Genomic DNA, 21,623 nt, shown 5'->3' with positions numbered 1-21,623 from the left:
GTGACTACCGAGCCTTTTGATAACGGATGTAGAACAGCGTCAGGCCAAGCGAGATCAGCAGGATGACCACAGCGCTCGCCGACGCCTGAGACAGGTTGTAGCTCGAAAACGCCAGCTTATAGGTGTAGGTGCTGAGGACCTCGGTCGAGTAGATCGGACCGCCGCCCGTCGTTATCCAGATCAATGGGAAGACCTGCATGGTCCAGATGAAGTCGAGCAGCGAGATGCTGATGATGATCGGCATCAACTGCGGGATGGTGATGAAGATCAGCTTCTGGTAGGCCTTGGCGCCGTCGATATCGGCGGCCTCGTAGAAATCCTTGGGAATGCCCTGCAGGCCCGCGAGCAGGCTGACCATGAAAAGCGGGTACCCCGCCCAGATATTGGCGAAGGTGACGGCGTGCAGCGCGGTCTCGGGCGAGGAAAACCACTCGACCTTGGAGCCGATGATGCCCATCTGCATGAGAATGCTGTTCACGACCCCGTTCGGCTCAAGCAGGAGGCGCCAGATCACCGCGATGATCACCGCGGTGAACAGCCAAGGCAGTATGTAGAGCACGCGCAGGATGTTGCGCAGCATCGGATTGATGCGGTCGCTGTTCAGCATCAGCGCGAAGATCATGCCGATGGTCATGTGGAAAACCACGCTCATGCAGGTGAAGTAGAGCGTGTGTCCCAGCGAAGCCCAGAACACGGGATCTGCGAAGATCGCCTGGTAATGTTTCAGTCCGGCAAAGGATGGGTCGCGACGCAGCACCGCGCTGTTCTGGAACGAATAGGCAATCACCGTCACCATCGGCAGCAGCATCAGAAGACCGACTATGAGGAGCGAGGGCGACAGATAGAGATAGGGTGCGACCGCTCGTTTCAGTCTGTGATGGGAGCGCTTCTGCGGGGTCATGTGCCAACCTTAAAATACGCCTTCAAGAGAAGGTGAGCTTCGGAACACGGGTCCACCGATCCGTTGTGGCCGGGTGGCCTGCCCGAAGTCAGGCCACCCGGTCGAGAAGTGAACGGGGAACAGGCCGATCAGAATTTCGCCATCCAGCCCTTTTGAGCGTTGGCTGCGGCTTGTTCCGGAGACTGCTCGCCGGCAAGCATCTTCTGGGCTTCCACGTCGAACTGGGTCATCAGGTCTTCCGCCACCGGCAGACCCGTGAACTCGTTGGCGAGATAACCGGTCTTGAAGATTTCGAAAGCCTTTGCGAATGCCTTGTCGGACGTCACGAAATCGGGCTTGGCGTTGACGTTGCCCGGGAAGGCGTTTGCAAGCGACACGAGCTTGGCGTTCACCTTTTCACTCATCAGATATTGGACGAGCTTCCAGGCCTCCTCCTGGTGCTTCGAGCCGGCAGAGATACCGATGCCCCAGGAGGCATAGGGAAGGCCGCGCTTGCCGTTGTAGTTCTCCACGACCGGGACCGGGATGAGGTCGAAGTTCAGCTTGGGATTGCGTTTGCGGATGAGGTTCACATGCGCGAGCGAGTCGATCATCATCCCGACCCGGTCGTTGACGAATTCCTCGACCTTCTCCTGTTCCGTCTTGGTGGCGATGCCGGGCGAGATGGTGCCGGCGTCGTTGAGCGATTTCACGAAGCTGAGCATATCCACCACCGGTTTGCCCTCGAGGTCGGGCTTGCCATTCGCCATCATCGACTGGCCCGAAGCCCAAACCCACGACATCATGTCGTTCTGAACGCCGGACGGTGTTTGCAGCGACAGGGGCAGCACCCAGCCATACTGGTTCTTGTCGGCATGGGTCATCTTCTTGGCGGCTTCGAGAAACTCCGCGCGGGTCGACGGGAGCTTGCTCACACCTGCCTTGGCGGCGAGGTCCATATTGACGAAGACCGGATAGACGAACGAAGCCACGGGAAACATCACCGCCTTGCCGTCCACCTTGATGATATCGGCGACCTGGCTCTTATCGAAGCCGCTCGCATCCATCATCGGGTTCATGTCGGCCAGCGCATTTTGTGCGTTCAGATTGTTCACCCAAGCGCCATCGAGACCGACGACGTCGCTAAGCGTTCCGGTCGCAGCACCGACCGAGATCTGGTCTCGCGTGGTCGCATAGGGGCCGCTGACCAGCGTGACCTTGATCCCGGGGTTTGCAGCCTCGAACTCGTCCATGATTTTGCGCAAGGAGCCTGCGGGCAGCTCTGGCTCCCACCACTGCGTGAATTCCAGCGTCGTGTCCGCCATGGCGCCGGTTGCGCCGAGCAGCCATGCGGCCGCGGCCATTTTCAGCATCGCGGGTCGTATCCGAAACGTCATTTTCTCCTCCTTCTTAAGATCGACCGCACAATGCGGACGATCGTCTGCTTCATTCAGAAGTCTTCTTACGAGTACTTTCGCAGGCGCATCGCTCCCGCCTGCGGGCTCTGCAACAAATCTTCAGATCGCCATATGCGTCTCGGGATCGAAGAAATGGAGCTTGGCGTCGTCCACGGCCAAGCGGATCTCCGAACCGGGGCGGACTGTGCTGACCGGTTCGAATTTCGCCACCGCGTTCGAGGTCATGCCGAAATCCTGCACCGCGTCCGGATCTCCGGAGTCCACCCGCACCGCGTCGATGCTGAGATGAACGATGTGTTCGGACCCGAGTTCTTCGATCGAGGTCACCTTTGCAGGGATCGTCTGATACTTGCGGCCGGATTCGAGACTGCTGTCATAGAGATCCTCCGGTCGGATCCCGAACACGACTTTGCGCCCAGCATACGACCTCAAGGTCGGCCTGCGCGCGAAAGCTGCGTCCTGCAGCCGGATGGCGAAGGTGCCGGACATCAGTTCGTCGCCCGTCAGCGTCGCCTCGAACAGGTTCATCGAAGGAGAGCCGATGAAGCCGGCAACGAAGGCGTTCACGGGCGACTCGTAGAGCCGCTTCGGTGTGTCGACCTGCTGCAGCACGCCGCCCTTCAACACCGCGACCCTGTCCCCCATCGTCATCGCCTCGGTTTGGTCGTGGGTCACGTATATGGTCGTGACGCCGAGCTGCTTTTGCAGGCTGGTGATTTCGGCGCGCATTTGAACACGCAGCTTCGCGTCCAGATTGGAAAGGGGTTCGTCCATGAGGAAGGCGGCCGGCTCGCGCACCATGGCGCGGCCCATGGCAACCCGTTGACGCTGTCCGCCTGAAAGGTTCGCGGGTTTGCTGTCGAGCAGAGATGTCAGCTGAAGGGTTTTGGCAATCTCGTCCACCCGCTTCTTGCGCTCGGCCTTCGGCTTGCCTGCCAGCCGCATCGAAAAGGCGATGTTTTCGAACACCGTCATATGCGGGTAGAGCGCGTAGCTCTGGAAGACCATCGCGATGTCGCGGTCCTTGGGCGGCATGTCGACGACGTCGACTCCGCCGATCCGAAGGCTGCCGCTTGTCACGTCCTCCAGCCCCGCGATCATCCGCAGCGCGGTGGATTTGCCGCAGCCGGACGGCCCGACGAGAATCAAGAATTCGCCATCCTCGACCGACAGGTTCAATTGGTCGATTGCGTGAAAGTTGTTCCCATAGGTCTTGCAGATATTCTCAAGAATGACTTCTGCCATCTTCCTCCCTCCACAAGGCTAAGCCGCTCGTTATTATGATTATTATCGGCCTATGTTCGCCTGCGAATGTTCCTCGGATAGTTTCAACTATGTTCCGGTATCGAGCTGCGATTTCAGTTCGACTGCCGACGGGGCGTTCGTCGATGCCAAGAGTTCCGTGACCTGGCCCTCGGTCGGCAGCGCCTCGCGCCCGCCACGCCCCGTTATCGACAGGGCCGCGGCCGCGGCCGCGAATGCGACCCGGCCTGCGGTCTCGGCTCCGCGCGTCAATGCATGGGCATAGGCACCGTGAAAGCAGTCACCGGCGCCAGTCGAGTCAACGACGGCAACCCGGTGCGGAGGCAGGTGCCAGAGCCCTGCCTCGTCGCGTCCGCGATAATAGACGCCCCTGCCGCCGTCAGTCAGAACCACGGCGGACCGCGACGGCATCCACAATGCGTCGAGCATCTCGGCGGGCGATCGGCCGCCCGTGGCAGTCCGCGCGAAGCCGAGGGGAAGAATAAGATGGTCGCAGAGCCCGATCAGCCTCTCGGTGGCTGGGCCGCTGCTCCATTCGATATCGCCGAGGATTGCAAGGCCGAGATCGCGAGCCCGAGCCACGACATCCATCGACCGGATCGCGTAACTATCGACGATCAGGACGGCCGCGCGGCTGAGGACCTCGTCCGGAAAGTCTGGCGCGGTGCCCAGCATCGCTTCGTCGTCATACGCGATGAACCTCTCCCCATCCGAGCCGACGGTGATCCGCGAGCGCACCGGGCGTGCGTGCGGGTGGCGCGGCGCGAATGCGGTTTCAACTCCGCTCGCAACGAGATCGCACAGCACGGCGTCGTCAGCGGCACTGGCCAGCCATCCGACGAACCCGGCGGTTCCGCCGAGCCGCGCGACGGCGGCAAGGGCCGTCGCGACATTTCCGCCGAAAGTTCGGGCAGTTTGCAGAACCTTCCCCTTGCCCGTCGACAACGGCTGATCGACATAGACGATGTCGTCGATCGCAATAGCGCCGAAGCCGAGGATTGAAGGGACGGTGGGCATCGTTCAGGCACCCGCCTTCGCCAGGGCGTCTTCTGCCGAAAGGCCGTCATGGATGACGCTCCGAAAGGCAAGTGCCGCCTTCTGCGGATCGCCGTGCCCCCAGAGATTGCGACCGACCACGGCACCGCGCGCGCCGGCACGTATGGCGTCCGCCGTCTGCTGAAGGGCGCCGAGCAGCGTCTCGGTTTTCGGACCACCCGCGATCACAACCGGCACCGGGCAGGTCCGGACGGTCTCTCGGAACGACTCGAAATCGCCCGTGTAGCCTATCTTGATCACGTCGACGCCGGACTCGTAGCCGATGCGCGCCGCATAGGCGATCTCGTCGGGGGTGAAGACGATTTTTGCTCCGTCGGTGAAATCGCGCGGGTAGATATGCGCCACCACCGGCATGCCGTAGCGTGCCGCCGCATTCACCGAGTCGGTCAGCCAGCGTATGTACTTACCCTCGGTCGCGCCGCGCACCGGAATGGCCACGGCCAACGCATCGGCCCCGGCGCGCACCGCATCCTCCGGCGTTGCAATCAGCTCGCTGATGCGATCGTCTGGGGTGAAGCAGCCCGCCTGGATCACCAGAGACGCTTTGCCCGCATATTGCGGCCACAGATGGCGCGCGGTGCCGGGCTGGATGCTGACGTAGTCGGGTTTGCCCATCATGACGCGCGCGAGCGCACCGGGCAGATCGGCAAGCCCGCCTTTGCGCACGTCGCCATAGCCGACAAAGTGGTCGACCGCGCCGCCAAAAAGCTTCCCGGACGGATGCGAGAAGAGGCGCGCAAGGCGCACCTTGGTTCCTAGGCTCATGAGTGCAAAATTCCTCGATCGTTTTGAGCTGGCGGCCTCCGATGTCGAGCCAGCATTTTCACATGCTCTATAAAAATTTTACGCGCGTCAAGATTTAAAATGCGCTATAGCGAGTCACGAACATGGTCCGCCGCCGTTGCAGCGGGTTGTCTGCGGCGGTGCCGCACCGGGAGGTCGGAAGGAAAATGCAAGCAAAGTCAGGAGCGAAGCTCGGTATCGGCGTTATCGGTTGCGGCAACATATCGATGACCTATTTGCGCAACGCAGCACTTTTCGCCGGCGTGGAACTGCGCGCCTGCGCCGATATTTCCGCCGACATGGCCGCGCTACGGGCCAGGGAATACGGTATCCGCGCGCTGCCGGTCGATGCGCTGCTGGCCGATCCCGAGGTCGATCTCGTCCTCAACCTCACCGTTCCGTCGGCGCATTTCGACATCACCCATTCGGCGCTTTCCGCGGGCAAGCACGTCTTCACGGAAAAGCCTCTGGCGACCTCGGCCGGCGAGGGCCGCCGGCTGGTCGCGGAGGCGGCGAAGCGCGATCTGCTGCTGGGCTCGGCTCCAGACACCTTCCTCGGCGCAGCCGGGCGGCGTGCCCGCCGCCTAATGGACGAGGGCGCGATCGGCCGCGCCGTGACCGGCACCGCCTTCATGATGGGGCGCGGCATGGAGCATTGGCATCCCAATCCGCAATTCTACTATCAGCCGGGCGGCGGTCCGGTGTTCGACATGGGGCCATACTACCTGACGATGCTGGTCAACCTGCTCGGCCCGGTCGCCCGCGTCATGGCGATGACGACGCGCGGTCAGGACGAGCGCCTGATCACCGCCGAAGGCCCTTACAAAAACACCAGCTTCAGGGTCGGCACGCCGACCAACATCCTGTCGCTGCTCGAATTCCACTACGGCGCCACCGTCACCTTCGGCGCCTCTTGGGACGTCTTCAAGCATTCCAACCATCCGATCGAGCTACACGGGACGGAAGGCTCGCTCAGGCTACCCGATCCCGACACGTTTGGCGGCACGGTCTCATTGTCGGCGCACGGCGCCGACTGGAGGGATTTCGAGAGCGAAGGCGAGCTCTACGGCGCGCGCAACTGGCCCTATGCCGGACCGGACCGCGCCAACTATCGCATGCTCGGCGTCGCCGACCTGGCGAGGTCGCTGTCGGAAGGGCGCAGACCCCGCGCGTCCGGCGAACTGGCGCTGCACGTGCTCGAGGTCATGGAAGCGATCCTCGCCTCCGGCGAAAGCCGGAACTCCGTCGCCGTCGTCGGCTCGGTCGACCAGCCGCCGCTGCTCGGCGAAGACGAGGCGGCGAGCCTGCTTGCCTGAGGCGCCGTGATCGCCTTCGGTATCCCTAGGCCGACTGGCGCATCACCAGCGTCGCGTCGAGACTGACCTTCGGCGCGACGGGCGCGCCGTCCTCGTCGAGCAGGGTAAGCAGCGTCTCGACGCTGCTTCCGGCCATCGCCGCGAAATCCTGCGCCATGGTGGTGAGCGCCGGGCAGGTGTAGCGGCTGAGCGGATGATCGTCATGCGCAGCCACCCGCAGGTCGCAATCCGCCTTGCGGCCCACCTTCAGCCCTTTCGAGAAGGCGGCCGCCATCACGCCGAAGGCGAGACGATCGTTGGCGCACAATATGGTCTTGCCCGGCAGGCCGCCATTGCCGAGCAGCTTTTCCGTCTGTTCGTAGCCGATGCGTTCGAACTCCCATGTGTAGTCGCCGGTATTGCCGAAGACGAGCGGCTCCTGCCCGAGGCGCTTCATGGCATCGATGTAACTCTCCACCCTCTCGCGCGAATTATGATTGACGTGCGGAATATCGAAATAGACCGGGGCGTCGCCCGAGCGGCAGAGATAGTCGACGATGGTCGACATGCTCTGCACATTGTTGTTGCCGACGAAAGGCGTGCCGCCTTCGAGATAGGTGTCGAAATAGACAATCGGGATCGCCTGCGTCAGCTTCTCGATCGCCCGCTGGTCCGAACGCCGGCCGAGCGGTGCTATCAGCGCGCCGGAGACCTTCAACGACAGGATCGTCCGCGTCGCCTCGGCTTCCAGTTCGCTCGATCCATGCGAGGAAATGACGATCGGCCAGTAGCCTTCGTCGCGCAGCCTGAGTTCGATGCGGCTGACCATCTCGGAATAGAACGGGTCGGTCACCGTCGGCACGACGATGCCGATGCTGCGGGTGCGCTTGCGGTTGAGGTTTCGCGCGAACAGATTGGGCTGATAGTCGGACGAGCGCAGCGCATCCTCGATGCGTTTTCGCGTCGCCGGCTTGACGCTGGTCGGATCGTCGAAGAATTTCGACAAGGTCGGCCTGGAGACGCCGCAGGAACGGGCGAACTCCTCCATCGTCTTGTGAGTCATCGGCATCCAAACCCTCGCGGCATGGGAACCTCGCTCCCATGGGCTGCTCCGGCGCTCATACGGCGCATCGGCGTGCGCCTGCAAGTTGAAACTTTACAGGAAGCTCCGCAAGTTTCAACGCGTCCGGAGAAATTATTTCATGCGTAAATTTATTAATTGACGTGAAAAAGAGGGGGCCGTATTCCAAGCCCTAAAGCCATGCATGGCGAATGCTGGGAGGACGTGATGAAGAAGCTGGTCTCAGCCGGCGAGATCCTCGTCGAGATCATGGCGGAATCAATCGGCCAGAGCTTCCTCGAGCCCGGTCCGCTCGCCGGCCCCTTTCCGTCCGGCGCCCCGGCGATCTTCATTGGCCAAGCGGCGGCGCTCGGCCAGCCTGCGGGTCTCATCGGCGCCGTCGGCGGGGACGATTTCGGCCAGTTGAACATCGACCGGCTCAGCGCGCTCGGCGCCGACGTTTCGGCAATCGCCGTCCGTGAAGGCCATGCAACCGGCACCGCCTTCGTCGCCTACCAAACCGATGCATCCAGGCATTTTGTTTTCAATATCCGGAACAGCGCCGCCGGCCTTTTGGAAATGGACGATGCCGCGAAGCGGCTCTTGGCCGGAGCCGATCATGTCCATGTCATGGGCTCTTCGCTTTTTTCCGATCGCGCCACCGACGTCGCACTCGCCGCGATCGCGGCCGTGAAGGCCAAGAGCGGCACGGTGTCCTTCGATCCGAACATCCGTCGCGAGATCATGCAGGCGTCCGGCACGCGTCAGGCGCTCGATCATGTGCTCGCGCAGACAGATGTCTTCCTGCCGAGCGGCAACGAACTGTTCCTTTTCTCGTCCGCCAGCGACGAACAGGCCGCGGTCCGCGAATTGCTGGGGCGAGGCATCTCCTGCATCGTGCTGAAGAAAGGCGCCGATGGCGCCACTTATCACGACCGCAAGGGCACGCTCGCCATGCCCGGCTTTGTGGTCGAGGAAGTCGATCCGACCGGCGCCGGCGATTGCTTCGGCGCCGCCTTCGTTTCCTTCTGGCTGCGCGGTGCCTCGCCCGCCGATGCACTGCGCATCGCCAATGCCTGCGGCGCGCTCGCCGTTACCCGCAAGGGGCCGATGGAAGGCATTCACCGGCTCGCCGACGTCGAGGCCTTCATCGCAAAAGCGACCGCACGCGCATGACCGGCGCCACGACAAGATTCGCTGGCATCGCCGCTCGCCGCGCGGCAGGCGCGAAGGGCGGCATCGCCTCGATCTGTTCGGCGCACCCGCTGGTGATCGAAGCGACGCTCCGCCACGGCGCGAGGAATGGCGCCGATGTGCTGATCGAGGCGACCTGCAACCAGGTCAATCACGAGGGCGGCTATACCGGCATGACCCCGGCCGCCTTTCGAGCCTTCGTCGAGACGCAAGCAGGCAGGACCGGCTTTCCGTTCGACCGGCTGATCCTCGGCGGTGATCACCTCGGCCCGAATCCGTGGAAGCATCGGCCCGCGGCGGAAGCGATGAACAAGGCGGCGGCGATGATCGACGCCTATGCCTCCGCCGGCTTCACCAAGCTGCATCTCGACACCAGCATGGCTTGTGCCGACGATTCCGTGGCACTCGCCGACGAGACGATTGCCGCGCGCGCGGCGGAGCTTGCGGCGGTTGCCGAGGCGGCGGTCGCCCGCTCGGGCGGTGAAAAACCCGTCTACATCATCGGCACCGAAGTGCCGGTTCCGGGCGGCGCGCTGGAAGCGCTCGACCATATGCATGTGACCGAGCCGGCCGATGCGCTCCGCACGGTCGAGCTCCATCGCCAGGCCTTCTCCCGTCTCGGCCTCGATGCCGCTTTTGTCCGGGCCGTCGGTGTCGTCGTTCAGCCCGGCGTCGAATTCGGCAATGCCGACATCATCGCCTATGCGCCCGAGAGGGCGACGAAGCTGGTCGCTGCCCTGGAAAGCCAGCCGCAATTCGTCTTCGAGGCGCATTCGACCGACTATCAGCCCGCGGAAGCTTTGGCCGCGCTCGTGCGCGACGGCTTCGCCATCCTCAAGGTCGGCCCCTGGCTCACCTTCGCATTGCGCGAGGCGCTCTATGGCCTGAGCCACATCGCCGACGCGCTCGCGCCCGATCCCTCGCGCGAAAGCCTGCCGGCCGCGATGGAACGCATCATGCTGGCCTCGCCCGGCAATTGGCAGAAATATTGTCCGGGAACGCCTGACGAGCAGCGCCTGCAGCGGCATTTCTCCTTCAGCGACCGCATCCGCTACTACTGGCCATTGCCCGACGCACAGCATGCGACCGAAGCGCTGCTGGCGGCACTCGGCAAGCGTGAAATTCCACGCCCCCTGATTAGCCAGTATCTCGGCCATCTCGATGCCGAGGTCGGCGCCGGTCGGATCACGCCGACCGCGCATGAGCTTCTGATTGCCAGCGTCACGCGCGTCCTCGATATCTATCGCAGCGCCACGACCCCCTAAGCCGGTGGATTAGTAGACAGGCGTCGCCATATGTTTGGGTGCCGGCCATTCGGCCGTGATCTCTGGCTGGACCGGCCGTTCGAGATAGGTTGAAAGCACCACATAGCTGCGCGTCGAGACCACGCCCGGCGTCTCGTAGATACGCGACAGCAGGCCTTCCAGCGCCCTTGTATCCTCGGTGCGTACCTTGAGCAGCATGCAGGTGTCGCCGGCGACCGAATGGATCTCTTCCACTTCCGGGCATTCCGAGATCGCCATCAATTCCGGCGTCTTGCCCCAGCCCCTGGTATCGATGTGCACGAAGGCGAGCAGCGGCTTCTTCACCGCCTTCGGATCGATGATCGCCGAGGTGGCGCGGATGGCGCCGCTGCGCCTGAGCCGCTTCACCCGCTCATGCGCCGCCGGTGGCGACAGGCCGACGCGATCGCCGAGCTCGGCATAACTGATGGTCGCATCATCGACCAGAACGCCTAATATTTTTCGGTCGATCGGGTCGACCTCACGGGCTGGCTGCTTGTTCCGCTGAACGTCATCTGTTTCTGAGTCCATTTGGAAATTCTCCATTGATGCTGAATTCAATTCGGCCATTATGGAGATATGTCGAACAGTGATCAATCAGCGATTCTGGCTGCGGCGTCCCGTGCACCGATCCCGGCCGCAGCCTACCTGCTCACCGGCTGCATCGCCGTCATCGGCTCCAACTCACTGGTTCTCGGGCCGATAGCGCCCGCCGTCGCGGCATCCTTCGCGGCAAGCGTGCCGGCGGTGATGACGGCCGCCGCTGCCTTCGGCCTCGGCACCTCGGCCAGCGCGCTTTTTCTTGCCCGCTATATCGACCGGATCGGCGCCCGCCGCATGCTGCAGGGCGCATTGCTGTTGCTTGCGCTGGCGCTGGTGGGCAGCGCGCTCGCGCCGACGGTGGCGGCGCTGGTCGCGGCCCAGCTCGTTGCCGGCATCGCTGCTGGCGTCGCCATGCCGGCGATCTACGCCAGCTCCGCAGCGATCGCGCCGCCCGGCCGCGAGAGCGGAACGATCGGCGTCGTGCTGACCGGCTGGACGCTGTCCATGGTCGCCGGAGTGTCGCTGTCGGCGGTGCTTGCCGATCTGATCCATTGGCGGGCCGTCTTCGCCGCTGTCGCGCTTCTCGCCGGAGCCGCCGCCGCCGGCCTGTCGGTCAGCTCGCTGCGCGACACCAGGAAAAGCGGTCCGGCACCGTCGCCGCTCGGCGCGCTGGCTGTGCCCGGAATCCTGCCGCTGCTGATCGCCTGCGGCGCCTTCATGACCGCCTTCTATGGCGTCTACGGCTATCTCGGCGATCATCTCCATGAAGGTCTCGGCGAGCCGGTCAGCGCCAACGGGCTGGCGGCGATCGCTTACGGGCTCGGCTTCGGCGCGGCGGCGCTGCTTGACGGCGTCATCGACCGTCTCGGCGCCCGCCGTGTCATGCCCTTCGCCTATCTGCTGGTCGCCGCCGTCTATGTGGCGATCGCCTCGGCCAGCGGCACCTTCGGCCTGCTGATGGCGACGATCGCCGTCTGGGGCCTTGCCAACCATTTCGGGCTGAACGTTCTGGTGATGCGGCTCACCGCGCTCGACGCCGCGCGGCGCGGCACGATCATGGGCCTGAACAGCGCAGTCACCTATTTCGCCGTAACCGTCGGCACCGCCGGTTTCGGCCCGCTCTACACCGCCCTCGGCTTCGCCAACTGCGCCCTGGTCGCCGCCTTGCTGATGCTGGTGGCGGCATCGGCCGCAGCGTGGCGCTCTGCCCGGCAATAGGCTTGCGTGTCGCTTCGCTCCTTGGCTAAGGCTGGCTTCCGAACCGCACCGGAGCCACCGTGAAGATGACGCTCGAGATCACCGCCGAGCCCTTGCCGCAGGATCTCGCCCGTGTCGGCGAGGGCTTGACCGCCTTCAACGACAGCGATGTCGGTGCCTCGGGCCGGAAGACGCTCGCCGTCTTCGTTCGCGACGACGCCGGCGCGATCGTCGCCGGCATCTCCGGTTACACCGCCTGGGGCTGGCTCTATGTGCAATGGCTCTGGGTCGACGAAACCTGGCGTGGCCGGCACATCGCCGCGAGCATGCTGGACGCAGCCGAACGGGAAGCGCTGGCGCGCGGCTGCCAGGCCGCGTGGATCGACACTTTCAATCCGACCGCAGCCAAGGTCTATCAGCGCCAGGGCTACCAGCCGTTCGGCACGCTCGCCGATTTTCCGGTCGGCCGCAGCCGCATCTTCCTGCAAAAGAAGTTGTCTTAACCCGCGAGCTTTCCGCCGCGCATCGGCCGCGGTACCCCGGTGGTGCTCGGAAAGCTGATCGGCAGGCGGCGCAGCACGCGCACCGCGAGGAACGCGAAGCATTCCGCTTCGACCGCGTCGCCCTTCCAGCCGAGCGTCTCGGCTTGCACAACTTCGACGCCGGCGCGCTGGCCGAGCATCGCCATCATGGTCGGATTGCGGCGGCCGCCGCCGCTGACCGCCAATCGTCTTGGCCGGCGCGGCAACAGATCGAGCGCCTTGCCGACCGCCGAGACGGTGAAAGCCGTCAGCGTCGCTGCGCCGTCCTCCGCGCCGAGCCCGTCGGCCATGGCCCCGGTGAAGTCGAAGCGGTCAAGCGATTTTGGGTAAGGCTTCGTCAGATACGGATGCTGCAGCAGCCGCTCTAGCCTTGCCTCGTCGACCTTACCGGCGGCAGCCAGTCTGCCGTCGCGATCCATCTCGCCGAGGCCCTTCGCCTTGATGAAATCGTTGACCGGCGCATTGGCCGGCCCGGTGTCGAAGGCGACGATGTTGTCTTTGCCGTCCCACCAGGTGATGTTGCCGACGCCGCCCAGATTGAGCACCGCGGTGTCGCCGCTGGCGTCGGCCTCTTTGAGCAGCGCCGCATGGTACGCGGCAGCGAGCGGCGCGCCTTGTCCGCCGGCCGCCACATCGGCCGTGCGGAAGTCATAGGCGACTTTGGTGCCAAGCAGGGCGGCCATCAGCTCGCCGTCGCCGAGCTGGCGCGTGCGGCCGATTCGTCGCGGCTGCGGGGCGCGATGCAGCACCGTCTGGCCGTGGAAGCCGACGACGCCGATATCGGCCATCGTCATGCCCTGGCTTTCGACCAAATCCCTGACCGCCGCCGACTGCGCGCGCGTCAGCGCCTCCTCCGCCTCGCGAAAAATCGTCGGCTCCGGCCCCTCGAAATTCCAGACGCGTGCTTGGCGCAGGGTCTCTTCGAGCAGGGTGCGGATCGATTGCGGGTAGGGGGCCAGTGTGTATGTGCCGGTGTCGGCGATGCGCTCGCCGTCGGTTTTAATCAGCGCCACGTCGATATTGCCGTCAAGCACCGTACCGGTCATCAGGCCGACGGCCCAGATTGGTTCCATGGTCGTTCCTCGAATCGCCGCTGGACCACGTGTCGGACGGATCGGCGCGACAGGCAAGTCTTTCGGATGCGCCGGGACCTCTCACCGTGCACCGCCTTTGTGTCGCACTGCCAAAACGGAGCAACCTAGTCCTTGCCTCTTGCCGCCGAAGGAGCGAGCTTGTGCGACTATCGACCTCAACTGAACAACGCGTACTCGCAGGAGGAACGACATGGCCGCCAATGTCGCAGTGATCGCCGGCGCTGGAGCTGGCCTCAGCGCTTCGCTGGCGCGGCTCCTCGGCAAGCAAGGTTTTCGCGTCGTGCTGGCCGCCCGCAATGTCGACAAACTCTCCGCGCTGGTTCAGGAGACGGGTGCGCAGGCGGTGGAGACGGACGTGTCGGATGCCGCCTCCGTCGCGCGGCTGTTCGAGGCGGCCGACAAGGCCGGCTCCCTCGAAATTGCCGTCTTCAACGCCAGCGGCCGCACGCGCGGCCCGATCGCCGAGCTCGATCCGGAGGCGGTCAAGCAGGCCCTGCTCGTCGGCGCCTATGGCGGATTCCTCGTCGGCCAGCAGGCGGCGCGCCGGCTTGTTGCGCGCGGCTCCGGCTCGATCCTGTTCACCGGCGCCACTGCGAGTCTCAAGGGCTTCTCCGGCTCGGCCGGCTTCGCCATGCCGAAATTCGGGCTGCGCGGGCTGGCGCAGTCGATGGCGCGCGAGCTAGGTCCGAAGAACATCCATGTCGCGCATTTCATCATCGACGGCCAGATCGAGCCGCCCGGGCAGGCGGCCGAGCCAGACCGGCCGGATCGCCGCCTCTCGCCGGACGCGATCGCCGAGACCTATCTCGCAGTCCACCGCCAGCATCGCAGCGCCTGGAGCTTCGAGGTCGAGCTGAGGCCCTGGGTCGAGACGTTCTGACGATCCATTCCACGAACCGTGCAATAACGCGCCCCGACGCGAGACCGGCGTCATGGTTGCGGCGGTGGTGGTGCTGATCGTGCTGGTCTGCGGCATCCAGTGGTGTGACCGGCTGGTCGCGTGGCTGGATCATCGCGGATAGGCGAAACGCGAGAAGCGGAAGTCGAATGAACGCAATTTGCCGCGAAAACCCGGGAATTGAGCGGCGGCTTGCTCCATTTGCAACGAGATTGGTTGGCGCGTTTCTTCACCTGCAATGACGCGCATGTCATCGTGCGGCGGGGTTGCTCGAGCAATTCCAGGAAAAGTGCGCATCGGTTTTCCGTCCGGACTTGCGAAAAACAGAGAGTTGCCGCCAAGAGGAAGCTGTCCATGGCCAGAATAATCCCGGTGCTCGATCTCGACCGACTGGAGCAGGGCGAGTCGGAACTGCGGACCTTCTTGTTTGATCTGCGCACCGCCGCTCGCGATGTCGGCTTCTTCTATCTCAGCGGCCACCGCATAACGCAGCCGGACATCGACGCGGTGCTCGATGCCGCGCGGCGCTTCTTTGCCTTGTCGGAGGCCGACAAGCTCGCCATCGAGATGGTGAAGTCGCCGCAATTTCGCGGCTACACGCGTGCCGGCGGCGAGCTGACCAGGGGCAAGGCCGACTGGCGCGAGCAGCTCGACATCGGCGTCGAGCGCGCGACCATTTCGCAAGGGCCGAGCGTGCCGGCCTGGACCCGGCTGCAAGGTCCGAACCAGTGGCCGGCTGCGTTGCCCGAACTGAAGCCGGCGCTGCTTGCCTGGCAGACCAAGGCGACGGAGGTAGCAATCCGGCTGCTCAAGGCCTTCGCGCTGTCACTCGATCAGCCGGAGGACGCCTTCGACCCGATCTATGGCAGCGAGCCCAACCACCGCATGAAGATCGTGCGCTACCCAGGCCGCGACGCCACCGGTGACGACCAGGGCGTCGGCGCGCATAAGGATGGCGGTTTCCTCACCCTTCTGCTGCAGGACGAGAACAAGGGGCTGGAGGTCGAATATGATGGCAGCTGGGTGAATGTGGATCCGATTCCGCAAACGCTCGTGGTCAACATCGGCGAACTGCTCGAACTCGCTTCGAACGGGTATCTGAGAGCAACCGTGCACCGCGTCGTCACACCGCCGCCAGGCGTCGAGCGGATTTCGGTGCCGTTCTTCTTCAGCGCCCGGCTCGACGCGACCATCCCGCTGCTCGACCTTCCGCAGGAACTGGCGGCTGAGGCGCGCGGGCCGGCCAGCGATCCCGATAACCCGCTCTTCCGCAACGTCGGAACCAATGTGCTGAAGAGCCGTCTGAGGTCGCATCCCGACGTGGCCCGGCAGTACTATGCCGATCTTCTGGAAAAGGCAGCGGCGGCCGGCTGAGCTTTGCCGCTGCCCGCGCGATATTTTTTCGCCTTTCGGCCAGTTTTTGGAATTCAGTTCGTGGAAAATATACCGCAACCGCCCCAAATAGAGGCCATCGCTCGGTGTTTTCCTCCCATTGCGCCGGGCGATGTTCCCCTCTGAAGGTTATGACCTTCATTTCTTGGCCGGGCCGCTTTCGCGCCCGGCCTTTTTCTTTGGGGGAGCGCGCAGCTTGCAAATTCGCGCGGCCGGTCAGGCGAAAGCGATGCGGATCGCACCAAGGGGCCCGAAAATCCGAGACGATCCGATCGCCATGCCGGCATTCGACCGGCCGGATGAAGGAGCCCGACAGCACCACCTGTCCGGCCTCGATTTGCATGCCGTACTGATGCAGCCGGTCGGCGAGCCACACAATGCCCTTGGCCGGATGATCGAGCACGCCGGCACCGAGCCCCGTCTCCTCCACCTCGCCGTTGCGACACGATGGCGCCGATCCAGCGCAGGTCTGCCTCGCGCGGGCTGGCGTGGCCGCGCTCCTCCAGCGCGCGCGGATAGATCGCGTCGCTGGTCTCGTCGCTCACCTGCAGGCCGAGCGTGTCGACATAGAACGCGCGCGATGACCCCCGTTGAAGATCGCCTCGCCGGTCCGCTTCTTCTCCTCCGCGCTGCGGCCCCTGCCGATGCGGAAGTTCATGTCGATGAAGCCGTTCTCGGGGAGCCGGTCCGCGATCGCATAGGCATCTGCAACGGAAGGCGCGCACCCGCGCGGCGCCGGGCTCGAACAGGCCGCGTCTCGAGGATGATGCATGAAACGAGCGCGCAAAGCTCGCTCATCTCGACCTTCGCGTCGAGATTCGCCGAATATTCGATCCCCATGTGGGGCAAGGGCTTGGCGACCGAATGTCAAGTGCTTGGTCTCCATGTCGACGGGGTCGTCGGGGACGGGATTGCCGCTCTCGGAGAAATCGCGGATATAGCTGCGATCCGAGCGTTAATTTCTGTTGCGAGTCGTACTGGACTGGAACTTTTCGGAGAGTTGACTCTGCTGCCGCCCAGCACCCGCCGTTCCCTGCCCATGGCTCTGCTTCGCGCTCGCGAAGTGATCATGGCGCATTTTCGTCCGATGCTTGCTCGCCACGACATCACCGAGCAGCAATGGCGCGTGCTGCGCGTGCTTGCCGAGACCGGTCCGCTGGAAGCGACCGAGCTCGCCAACCGCGCCTCGATCCTGCCGCCCAGCCTCACCCGCATCATCAAAGCACTGGACGAGCGCGAATTCATCACCCGCAACAAGGTCAAGGATGACGGCCGCCGCGCACTGCTCGCCATCAGCCCGGCCGGCGTGGCGCTGATCGAGGAGCTGGCGCCCGAGCGCACCGCCATCTACGACGCCATCGAGAAGCGTTACGGCGCCGAGCAGCACGAACGCCTGCTGGACATGCTGGAAAGCCTGATCGAGTCGGAGTCAGCGCCGGACTGACCCGACTAGCCACCGAAACTCCCCAGCGCGCTGGGCTGCATGTAGTTGCGCCCGACATAGAGCAGCGCCGCCTCGTCGCTGCCATGGCGGACGTCGACGACGCGGCCGAACATCACATTGTGCATGCCGGTGCTCGGCGTCATGCGCTTCGAAAGCGAGGAAGAGGCGGTGCGCCTTGCCAACGCCACCGTCTATGGTCTTGCTTCTGCCGTGTGGACCTCGAAGCTCTCGACCGCGCACCGCATGGTGCGCGCCATCAATGCCGGCGCGGTCCACGTCAACACCTATGGCGGCGCCGACATCACGGTACCGCTCGGCGGCTTCAAGCAGTCCGGCTTCGGCAGAGACAAGTCGCTGCACGCGATCGACAAGTACACCGACCTCAGGACGGCGTGGATAGCGCTCGGATAACGCTCCCCTCGAGGGGAGGGTGGCTGGACCTTGTGGAGATGCTCGCCCAAGCCGGGATGGCCGGAGTCGGCACCTGGTTGCGCCAAGGCATACCCGATGCGACTGTGCTGGGTCGCCGTTATCGACGCTTTACGTGAGGCCAATCTGATGCTCCTGGCTGTCCATCATGTCGCAATCATCTGCAGTGACTATGAGACCTCCAAGCAGTTCTACACGAACAAGCTAGGTTTCGTCGTTCTGGCCGAAAACTGGCGCCCCGAAAGGCAGTCTTGGAAGTGCGATTTGCGTTACGGCCCCATCCAGATCGAGCTGTTCAGTTTCCCAGATCCGCCAAGCCGGCCCAGCAGGCCCGAGGCTTGCGGATTAAGACATATTGCATTCGCGGTCGCCTCGGTCGAGGCAACAGCCGACCTGCTTCGGTCGCGAGACATCGAGGTGGAGCCCCTCCGAACAGATCCCTACACGGGACGATTGTTTACCTTCATCGCCGATCCCGATGGACTCCCGATCGAATTTTACCAGGATGGTGTTTGACGGTGAGGAATTAGACCGCGAAATCCGCCGGTTGCGGAACGCGAAGCAACCGGTTGAGTAGGCAGATGATGACATCAGGCTTGGAGAGGCTGGGGCACGACGCCACCTGCCATCGGGACGGCGTCGGCAGCACCTAACCATCTTCGCCGCAACGGAGGAGATGAGTTATGCCTCGCCGGTCAGCCGCGCCGAGATGAGCCGCGCCGCCCTGATCGCCGCCTCGCCCGGGGGCCGCCACCGCATCGTCTACGCGCGAGACAGGGGGAGGCGATCGACAGCGTGCCGATCGGCTGGCCGTCAGCGCCGAGGATCGCCGCGCCTATGCTGTGCACGCCGTCCTGGTGGGTTCCCGCGCCTGACGATGAACAGGGCAACGCAACGTTAGACAAGGCACCAACTTTTCAGCGGCTGGAGCTACACCAGCGCGCCGCAAACAGGTATCTATCGTCGCGACATCATGCTTCGGGGGTCATGAGGGAGCGGCTTGCAGCTGGATTTGAAAACAATCGAGGCGCTCGCGCCCGACCAGTCCTCGCTCGGCGCCGCCGCCAAGCTGACCAAGCGGTCGAACTGGCCCCGCCTCGAGACAAACGAACAGCTGGGCCTCATCTGGGGCGAATGCCAGGGCTCGGGAGCGAATCCCTATCGCGTCGCATTCGATGCCCGCGACCACGGCTACAAATGCACCTGTCCATCGCGAAAATTTCCGTGCAAGCACATACTGGGGCTGATGTGGATCGGCGCCACCGCGCCCGCCAGCTTCGATCGGGTCGACCAGACGCCGGAATGGGTCAATGACTGGCTCGGCCGGCGCCGCAAGCCGGGCCAGCCGCCGACGCCGGCGCCGGCAAGCGCGGAAAGCAAAAGCATCGACGAGGCGTTGCGGCCCGAGCAAAGCGCTGCCGTAGAAGACGCCGCGGCCGCCGAACGCCGCGAGGCGGCGCAGCGCAAGCGCGCCGAGGACACGCGAAGTGCTGTGTCCGCAGCGCTCGACGAATTGGATCAGTGGGTTGCCGACCAGCTTCGGCTCGGCCTTGCCGGTTTTGTCGACGCCAGCAGCGAGCGCTGCCGCCGCATCGCGGCGCGGCTTGTAGACCTCAAGGCGACCGCTTTGGCCGGGCGCATCGACGAGCTGCCCGCGAAACTGATGGCGCTGTGCAGCGAAGAGCGGCCGGACGCCGCTATCCGCGAGCTGGGTAAGCTGGTGCTGCTCGCCAAGGCCTGGCGTGCCGCGCCCGACGATGCCGAGCTGAAGCGCCTGGTCTCGACATCCGAAACACGTGACCAGATGCTTGCCAATCCGGATGCCCTCCAGGTCGAGAGCGACTGGGAGGTGCTGGGTGAGAAGATCGAGACCCGTCGCGACGGCCTGGTCAGCCACGCGACCTGGCTGCTCGATCTGAAAAGCCCAATCCCACGATTTGCCGTCCTCCTGGACTTCTTCCCGGCCTCGGCCGGGCGCCGCTCCGGCGCCTTCGCGCCGGGGGATCGCTTCAAGGCGAGGCTGGTGTTCTATCCATCCCGAATTCCGCTTCGCGCACTGGTCGCAGAACGCCTGGGCGATGCGTCGCCCGGCAATTGGCCCGATTTTGCTCCGAACGCTGCCGGCGATCCGCTGGCCGCCTATGCAGCTTTCCAGGACGGCGCGCCGTGGCTGTCCGACTGTCCGATCCTCCTGCCGGCGGGCGCGATCGCGCTGGACGAGAAGGATGGCGCCTGGTGGCAGGCGGCGAACGATTCGCATGGCATCGCCCTGCCTGTCGCCGGCTCCGTCAAGCAGACCTTGCTTGGCCTCGATCTGACAGTCACGGCAGCGCTGTGGAACGGCGCCAGGCTCGAGCTTCTGGCCTCACAAAGCAGCGTCGGGAGGCTCAATCTCTCATGAACGAGCTCGAGCAGGCAGGGCTGGCGAGGCTTCGCGACAACTGGATTTCGGGCGGCGCCGCTTTCGAACTGGCGCCCGCCGAATGGAAGGAGTTCGCGGCTGCCTCCAGCTCGGACGAGCAGGAACGTCGGCTGTTGGCGATCGCCGCGCAGGCGCTGGATGTCGCGCTTCGGCCGGCGGCGCCCAAAACCTTGAAACGCCGTCCGCCGCTGCCGATGCTCGCGCTGCCGATGCTTCCTGACTGGCTGCGACCGTTGCTGCGTGCCGCATTGAAATACGCCGCTGATGCGAGGCTCAAGACCCGCGTGGCCACACTCGTCGCCAGCCGAGGCTTCGTGCTGCATCCGATGGATTGGATGCCTGCTGCGTCGGATCAGGAAAGCCCAGATATCTATGCTCCCTGGGTCGACTGGCAAGCAGGCGCCGATGGCGACAGGCAGTCTCGACGAGGACAACTCACCGCTGAAACCTGGGATGATTTTTATCCTGCCGCGCGCCGTACAGCTTTGGTCGAATTACGGCGCACCATGCCTGTCTTGGCGCGGACGTTGATTGAGACCAAGGGAGCGAGCGAGCCGGCGGAGGTCAGGCTTGCGCTCGTGGAGCTGATGCGCTTCGGCTTGAGTGCCGATGACATTCCATTTCTAAAGAGCCTGTCCGCCGATCGCTCAGGCAAGGTGCGCGAAACGGCCGGCCGGCTCCTGGCAAGGTTGGGTGAACGTAGCGATCCAGCGGATGGCGCGTCGAAAGATCCGATAGCCGAGCTCGCCGCTTTCATTGAGGAAGGCAAATCCGGCTTCATCCGCCGCCGCACCACCTACACGCCGATAAAACCCAAGTCGCCTGCGCAACAGTCGCGTCGCGCCGACCTGTTCGCGTCCTGTTACTTCGGCGATCTCGTCGCCCAATTCGGCAAGACTGAGCCTGATTTCATTGGCGCATGGCAGTTCGGCGTCGATGAGGGTGCCGATCTCTTTCTCGTTCGAATGATCGCGGTGTCCGGCAGCGACGCGGCGGTCGCCTGTTTGGCGGATTTGCTTGTCGCCGCCGGCGGCAGGCTGGCGCTTCTCGTCCTCCAGCTCATGTCGCGTTTGGACAACGACAGGAAGCGTGTCCTGATCGGGCAGATCCTGGATGATGGGCAAAATCTGGCCGCGCTCAACCTGGTCGAAGGCGCGGAAGCAGGCTGGCTGGAATGGAGCGACCTCGCAAGGAGCAAGACGATTCCAGCGCTGCGTTCCGCCGTCTCGGGTGACAACGACGTCATGAAACGAAGCGCCGAGCAGTATCTCGAGACCCTAGGCTTTCTGGCCAATCCGGAGGCGGCGGAAAAATTGATCGACGAGGTGATCGCCGCCGGCCTGTCGCCCGCTTCCCCATCCCTCGGCCTGCTGCGGCTCAATGCGGCGCTGGCCGGAAACCCTTCGCAATCCGACAGATGATCAACCCGG

General features: G+C 64.2%; 21 protein-coding genes and 4 pseudogenes. 13 read left to right on the top strand and 12 right to left on the bottom strand.

The annotated features are described in order from the left end of the window. Positions 1 to 4: 4 nt before the first annotated feature. From A9K71_RS00465 to A9K71_RS00445, 5 genes are all read right to left on the bottom strand, one after another. A complete protein-coding gene (locus A9K71_RS00465) occupies positions 5 to 901 on the bottom strand; it encodes a sugar ABC transporter permease (RefSeq protein ID WP_066989022.1) in 897 nt (298 codons plus the stop codon). Between the two features lie 128 nt (positions 902 to 1,029). Then, entirely contained in the window at positions 1,030 to 2,277 is a 1,248-nt protein-coding gene (locus tag A9K71_RS00460) for a sugar ABC transporter substrate-binding protein (RefSeq protein WP_066989019.1), read from the bottom strand. A 120-nt stretch (positions 2,278 to 2,397) separates the two neighbouring features. After that, positions 2,398 to 3,543, bottom strand: a complete 1,146-nt coding sequence (locus A9K71_RS00455; protein WP_066989017.1) for an ABC transporter ATP-binding protein — start codon at positions 3,541 to 3,543, stop codon at positions 2,398 to 2,400. Positions 3,544 to 3,630: 87 nt separating this feature from the next. Beyond that, positions 3,631 to 4,578: a PfkB family carbohydrate kinase gene (locus A9K71_RS00450; protein ID WP_066989015.1), complete on the bottom strand. Its 948-nt coding sequence runs from the start codon at positions 4,576 to 4,578 to the stop codon at positions 3,631 to 3,633. Positions 4,579 to 4,581: 3 nt separating this feature from the next. Then, positions 4,582 to 5,382: a class I fructose-bisphosphate aldolase gene (locus A9K71_RS00445; RefSeq protein ID WP_066989013.1), complete on the bottom strand. Its 801-nt coding sequence runs from the start codon at positions 5,380 to 5,382 to the stop codon at positions 4,582 to 4,584. 185 nt (positions 5,383 to 5,567) lie between these two features. Between A9K71_RS00445 and A9K71_RS00440 the strand changes: the two genes are divergently transcribed. Then, complete coding sequence (locus tag A9K71_RS00440; protein WP_066989011.1) at positions 5,568 to 6,716, top strand: Gfo/Idh/MocA family oxidoreductase; 1,149 nt, start codon at positions 5,568 to 5,570, stop codon at positions 6,714 to 6,716. Between the two features lie 25 nt (positions 6,717 to 6,741). Here A9K71_RS00440 and A9K71_RS00435 read toward each other — a convergent pair whose 3' ends face one another. Continuing rightward, complete coding sequence (locus A9K71_RS00435) at positions 6,742 to 7,764, bottom strand: LacI family DNA-binding transcriptional regulator (RefSeq protein ID WP_066989008.1); 1,023 nt, start codon at positions 7,762 to 7,764, stop codon at positions 6,742 to 6,744. Between the two features lie 219 nt (positions 7,765 to 7,983). Between A9K71_RS00435 and A9K71_RS00430 the strand changes: the two genes are divergently transcribed. Next, positions 7,984 to 8,931: a sugar kinase gene (locus A9K71_RS00430; protein WP_066989404.1), complete on the top strand. Its 948-nt coding sequence runs from the start codon at positions 7,984 to 7,986 to the stop codon at positions 8,929 to 8,931. Then, on the top strand, positions 8,928 to 10,214 hold the full coding sequence (locus tag A9K71_RS00425; protein ID WP_066989007.1) for a D-tagatose-bisphosphate aldolase, class II, non-catalytic subunit: 1,287 nt from the start codon (positions 8,928 to 8,930) through the stop codon (positions 10,212 to 10,214). The genes A9K71_RS00430 and A9K71_RS00425 overlap by 4 nt, the downstream gene beginning before the upstream one ends. A gap of 9 nt (positions 10,215 to 10,223) precedes the next feature. Here A9K71_RS00425 and A9K71_RS00420 read toward each other — a convergent pair whose 3' ends face one another. Continuing rightward, positions 10,224 to 10,763 carry an Lrp/AsnC family transcriptional regulator gene (locus A9K71_RS00420; RefSeq protein WP_066989402.1) on the bottom strand — a complete coding sequence of 180 codons (540 nt, stop codon included), beginning with the start codon at positions 10,761 to 10,763 and terminating at the stop codon, positions 10,224 to 10,226. Positions 10,764 to 10,811: 48 nt separating this feature from the next. Here A9K71_RS00420 and A9K71_RS00415 point away from each other — a divergent pair, with 48 nt between their 5' ends. Then, entirely contained in the window at positions 10,812 to 11,993 is a 1,182-nt protein-coding gene (locus A9K71_RS00415; protein ID WP_066989005.1) for an MFS transporter, read from the top strand. 59 nt (positions 11,994 to 12,052) lie between these two features. Then, a complete protein-coding gene (locus A9K71_RS00410; RefSeq protein ID WP_066989003.1) occupies positions 12,053 to 12,475 on the top strand; it encodes a GNAT family N-acetyltransferase in 423 nt (140 codons plus the stop codon). Here A9K71_RS00410 and A9K71_RS00405 read toward each other — a convergent pair. Then, the gene (locus A9K71_RS00405) at positions 12,472 to 13,587 is read right to left on the bottom strand and encodes an anhydro-N-acetylmuramic acid kinase (RefSeq protein ID WP_066989001.1); all 1,116 of its coding nucleotides are present in this window, start codon (positions 13,585 to 13,587) and stop codon (positions 12,472 to 12,474) included. The two genes, A9K71_RS00410 and A9K71_RS00405, sit on opposite strands and share 4 nt — an antisense overlap. A 211-nt stretch (positions 13,588 to 13,798) precedes the next feature. Between A9K71_RS00405 and A9K71_RS00400 the strand changes: the two genes are divergently transcribed. Both A9K71_RS00400 and A9K71_RS31070 read left to right on the top strand, forming a co-directional pair. Next, positions 13,799 to 14,488, top strand: a complete 690-nt coding sequence (locus tag A9K71_RS00400; RefSeq protein WP_066988999.1) for an SDR family NAD(P)-dependent oxidoreductase — start codon at positions 13,799 to 13,801, stop codon at positions 14,486 to 14,488. 34 nt (positions 14,489 to 14,522) lie between these two features. Then, a pseudogene (locus A9K71_RS31070) lies at positions 14,523 to 14,630 on the top strand (ABC transporter permease); the annotation flags it as partial. On the opposite strand, the gene A9K71_RS31065 reads toward A9K71_RS31070, so the two are convergent. Continuing rightward, complete coding sequence (locus A9K71_RS31065; protein WP_141245810.1) at positions 14,618 to 14,803, bottom strand: hypothetical protein; 186 nt, start codon at positions 14,801 to 14,803, stop codon at positions 14,618 to 14,620. The pseudogene A9K71_RS31070 and the gene A9K71_RS31065 sit on opposite strands and share 13 nt — an antisense overlap. A gap of 57 nt (positions 14,804 to 14,860) precedes the next feature. On the opposite strand from A9K71_RS31065, the gene A9K71_RS00395 reads away from it, so the two are divergent. Beyond that, on the top strand, positions 14,861 to 15,880 hold the full coding sequence (locus A9K71_RS00395; RefSeq protein WP_066989400.1) for an isopenicillin N synthase family oxygenase: 1,020 nt from the start codon (positions 14,861 to 14,863) through the stop codon (positions 15,878 to 15,880). A gap of 234 nt (positions 15,881 to 16,114) precedes the next feature. Here A9K71_RS00395 and A9K71_RS29705 read toward each other — a convergent pair. Both A9K71_RS29705 and A9K71_RS00390 read right to left on the bottom strand, forming a co-directional pair. Next, positions 16,115 to 16,374, bottom strand: a pseudogene (locus tag A9K71_RS29705) (2-oxo-hepta-3-ene-1,7-dioic acid hydratase); the annotation flags it as partial. Positions 16,375 to 16,493: 119 nt separating this feature from the next. After that, positions 16,494 to 16,747, bottom strand: a pseudogene (locus tag A9K71_RS00390) (5-carboxymethyl-2-hydroxymuconate isomerase); the annotation flags it as partial. Positions 16,748 to 16,937: 190 nt separating this feature from the next. Here A9K71_RS00390 and hpaR point away from each other — a divergent pair. Next, positions 16,938 to 17,342 (top strand): homoprotocatechuate degradation operon regulator HpaR, encoded by a 405-nt coding sequence (hpaR, locus tag A9K71_RS00385; RefSeq protein WP_245299492.1) that lies wholly within the window; start codon positions 16,938 to 16,940, stop codon positions 17,340 to 17,342. A 5-nt stretch (positions 17,343 to 17,347) separates the two neighbouring features. Here the strand turns inward: hpaR and A9K71_RS29700 are convergent, their stop codons facing one another. Further along, on the bottom strand, positions 17,348 to 17,485 hold the full coding sequence (locus A9K71_RS29700; RefSeq protein ID WP_245299502.1) for a hypothetical protein: 138 nt from the start codon (positions 17,483 to 17,485) through the stop codon (positions 17,348 to 17,350). Between A9K71_RS29700 and A9K71_RS00380 the strand changes: the two are divergent. The 4 genes and pseudogenes from A9K71_RS00380 to A9K71_RS00365 form a co-directional block, all read left to right on the top strand. Beyond that, positions 17,469 to 17,753 (top strand): annotated as a pseudogene (locus A9K71_RS00380) (aldehyde dehydrogenase family protein); the annotation flags it as partial. The gene A9K71_RS29700 and the pseudogene A9K71_RS00380 sit on opposite strands and share 17 nt — an antisense overlap. Positions 17,754 to 17,900: 147 nt before the next feature. After that, positions 17,901 to 18,287: a VOC family protein gene (locus tag A9K71_RS00375; protein ID WP_066989396.1), complete on the top strand. Its 387-nt coding sequence runs from the start codon at positions 17,901 to 17,903 to the stop codon at positions 18,285 to 18,287. A gap of 496 nt (positions 18,288 to 18,783) precedes the next feature. Beyond that, positions 18,784 to 20,172 carry an SWIM zinc finger family protein gene (locus A9K71_RS00370; RefSeq protein ID WP_245299491.1) on the top strand — a complete coding sequence of 463 codons (1,389 nt, stop codon included), beginning with the start codon at positions 18,784 to 18,786 and terminating at the stop codon, positions 20,170 to 20,172. Continuing rightward, positions 20,169 to 21,614, top strand: coding sequence for a DUF5691 domain-containing protein (locus A9K71_RS00365; protein WP_066988993.1), 1,446 nt, complete (start codon positions 20,169 to 20,171; stop codon positions 21,612 to 21,614). The genes A9K71_RS00370 and A9K71_RS00365 overlap by 4 nt, the downstream gene beginning before the upstream one ends. Positions 21,615 to 21,623: the final 9 nt, after the last annotated feature.

Source organism: Mesorhizobium sp. WSM3873 (assembly GCF_001672445.1).
Lineage (GTDB): Bacteria > Pseudomonadota > Alphaproteobacteria > Rhizobiales > Rhizobiaceae > Mesorhizobium.
The sequence above is the reverse complement of the archived record's forward strand: the minus strand, read 5'-3'. Positions and strand labels throughout refer to the sequence as shown.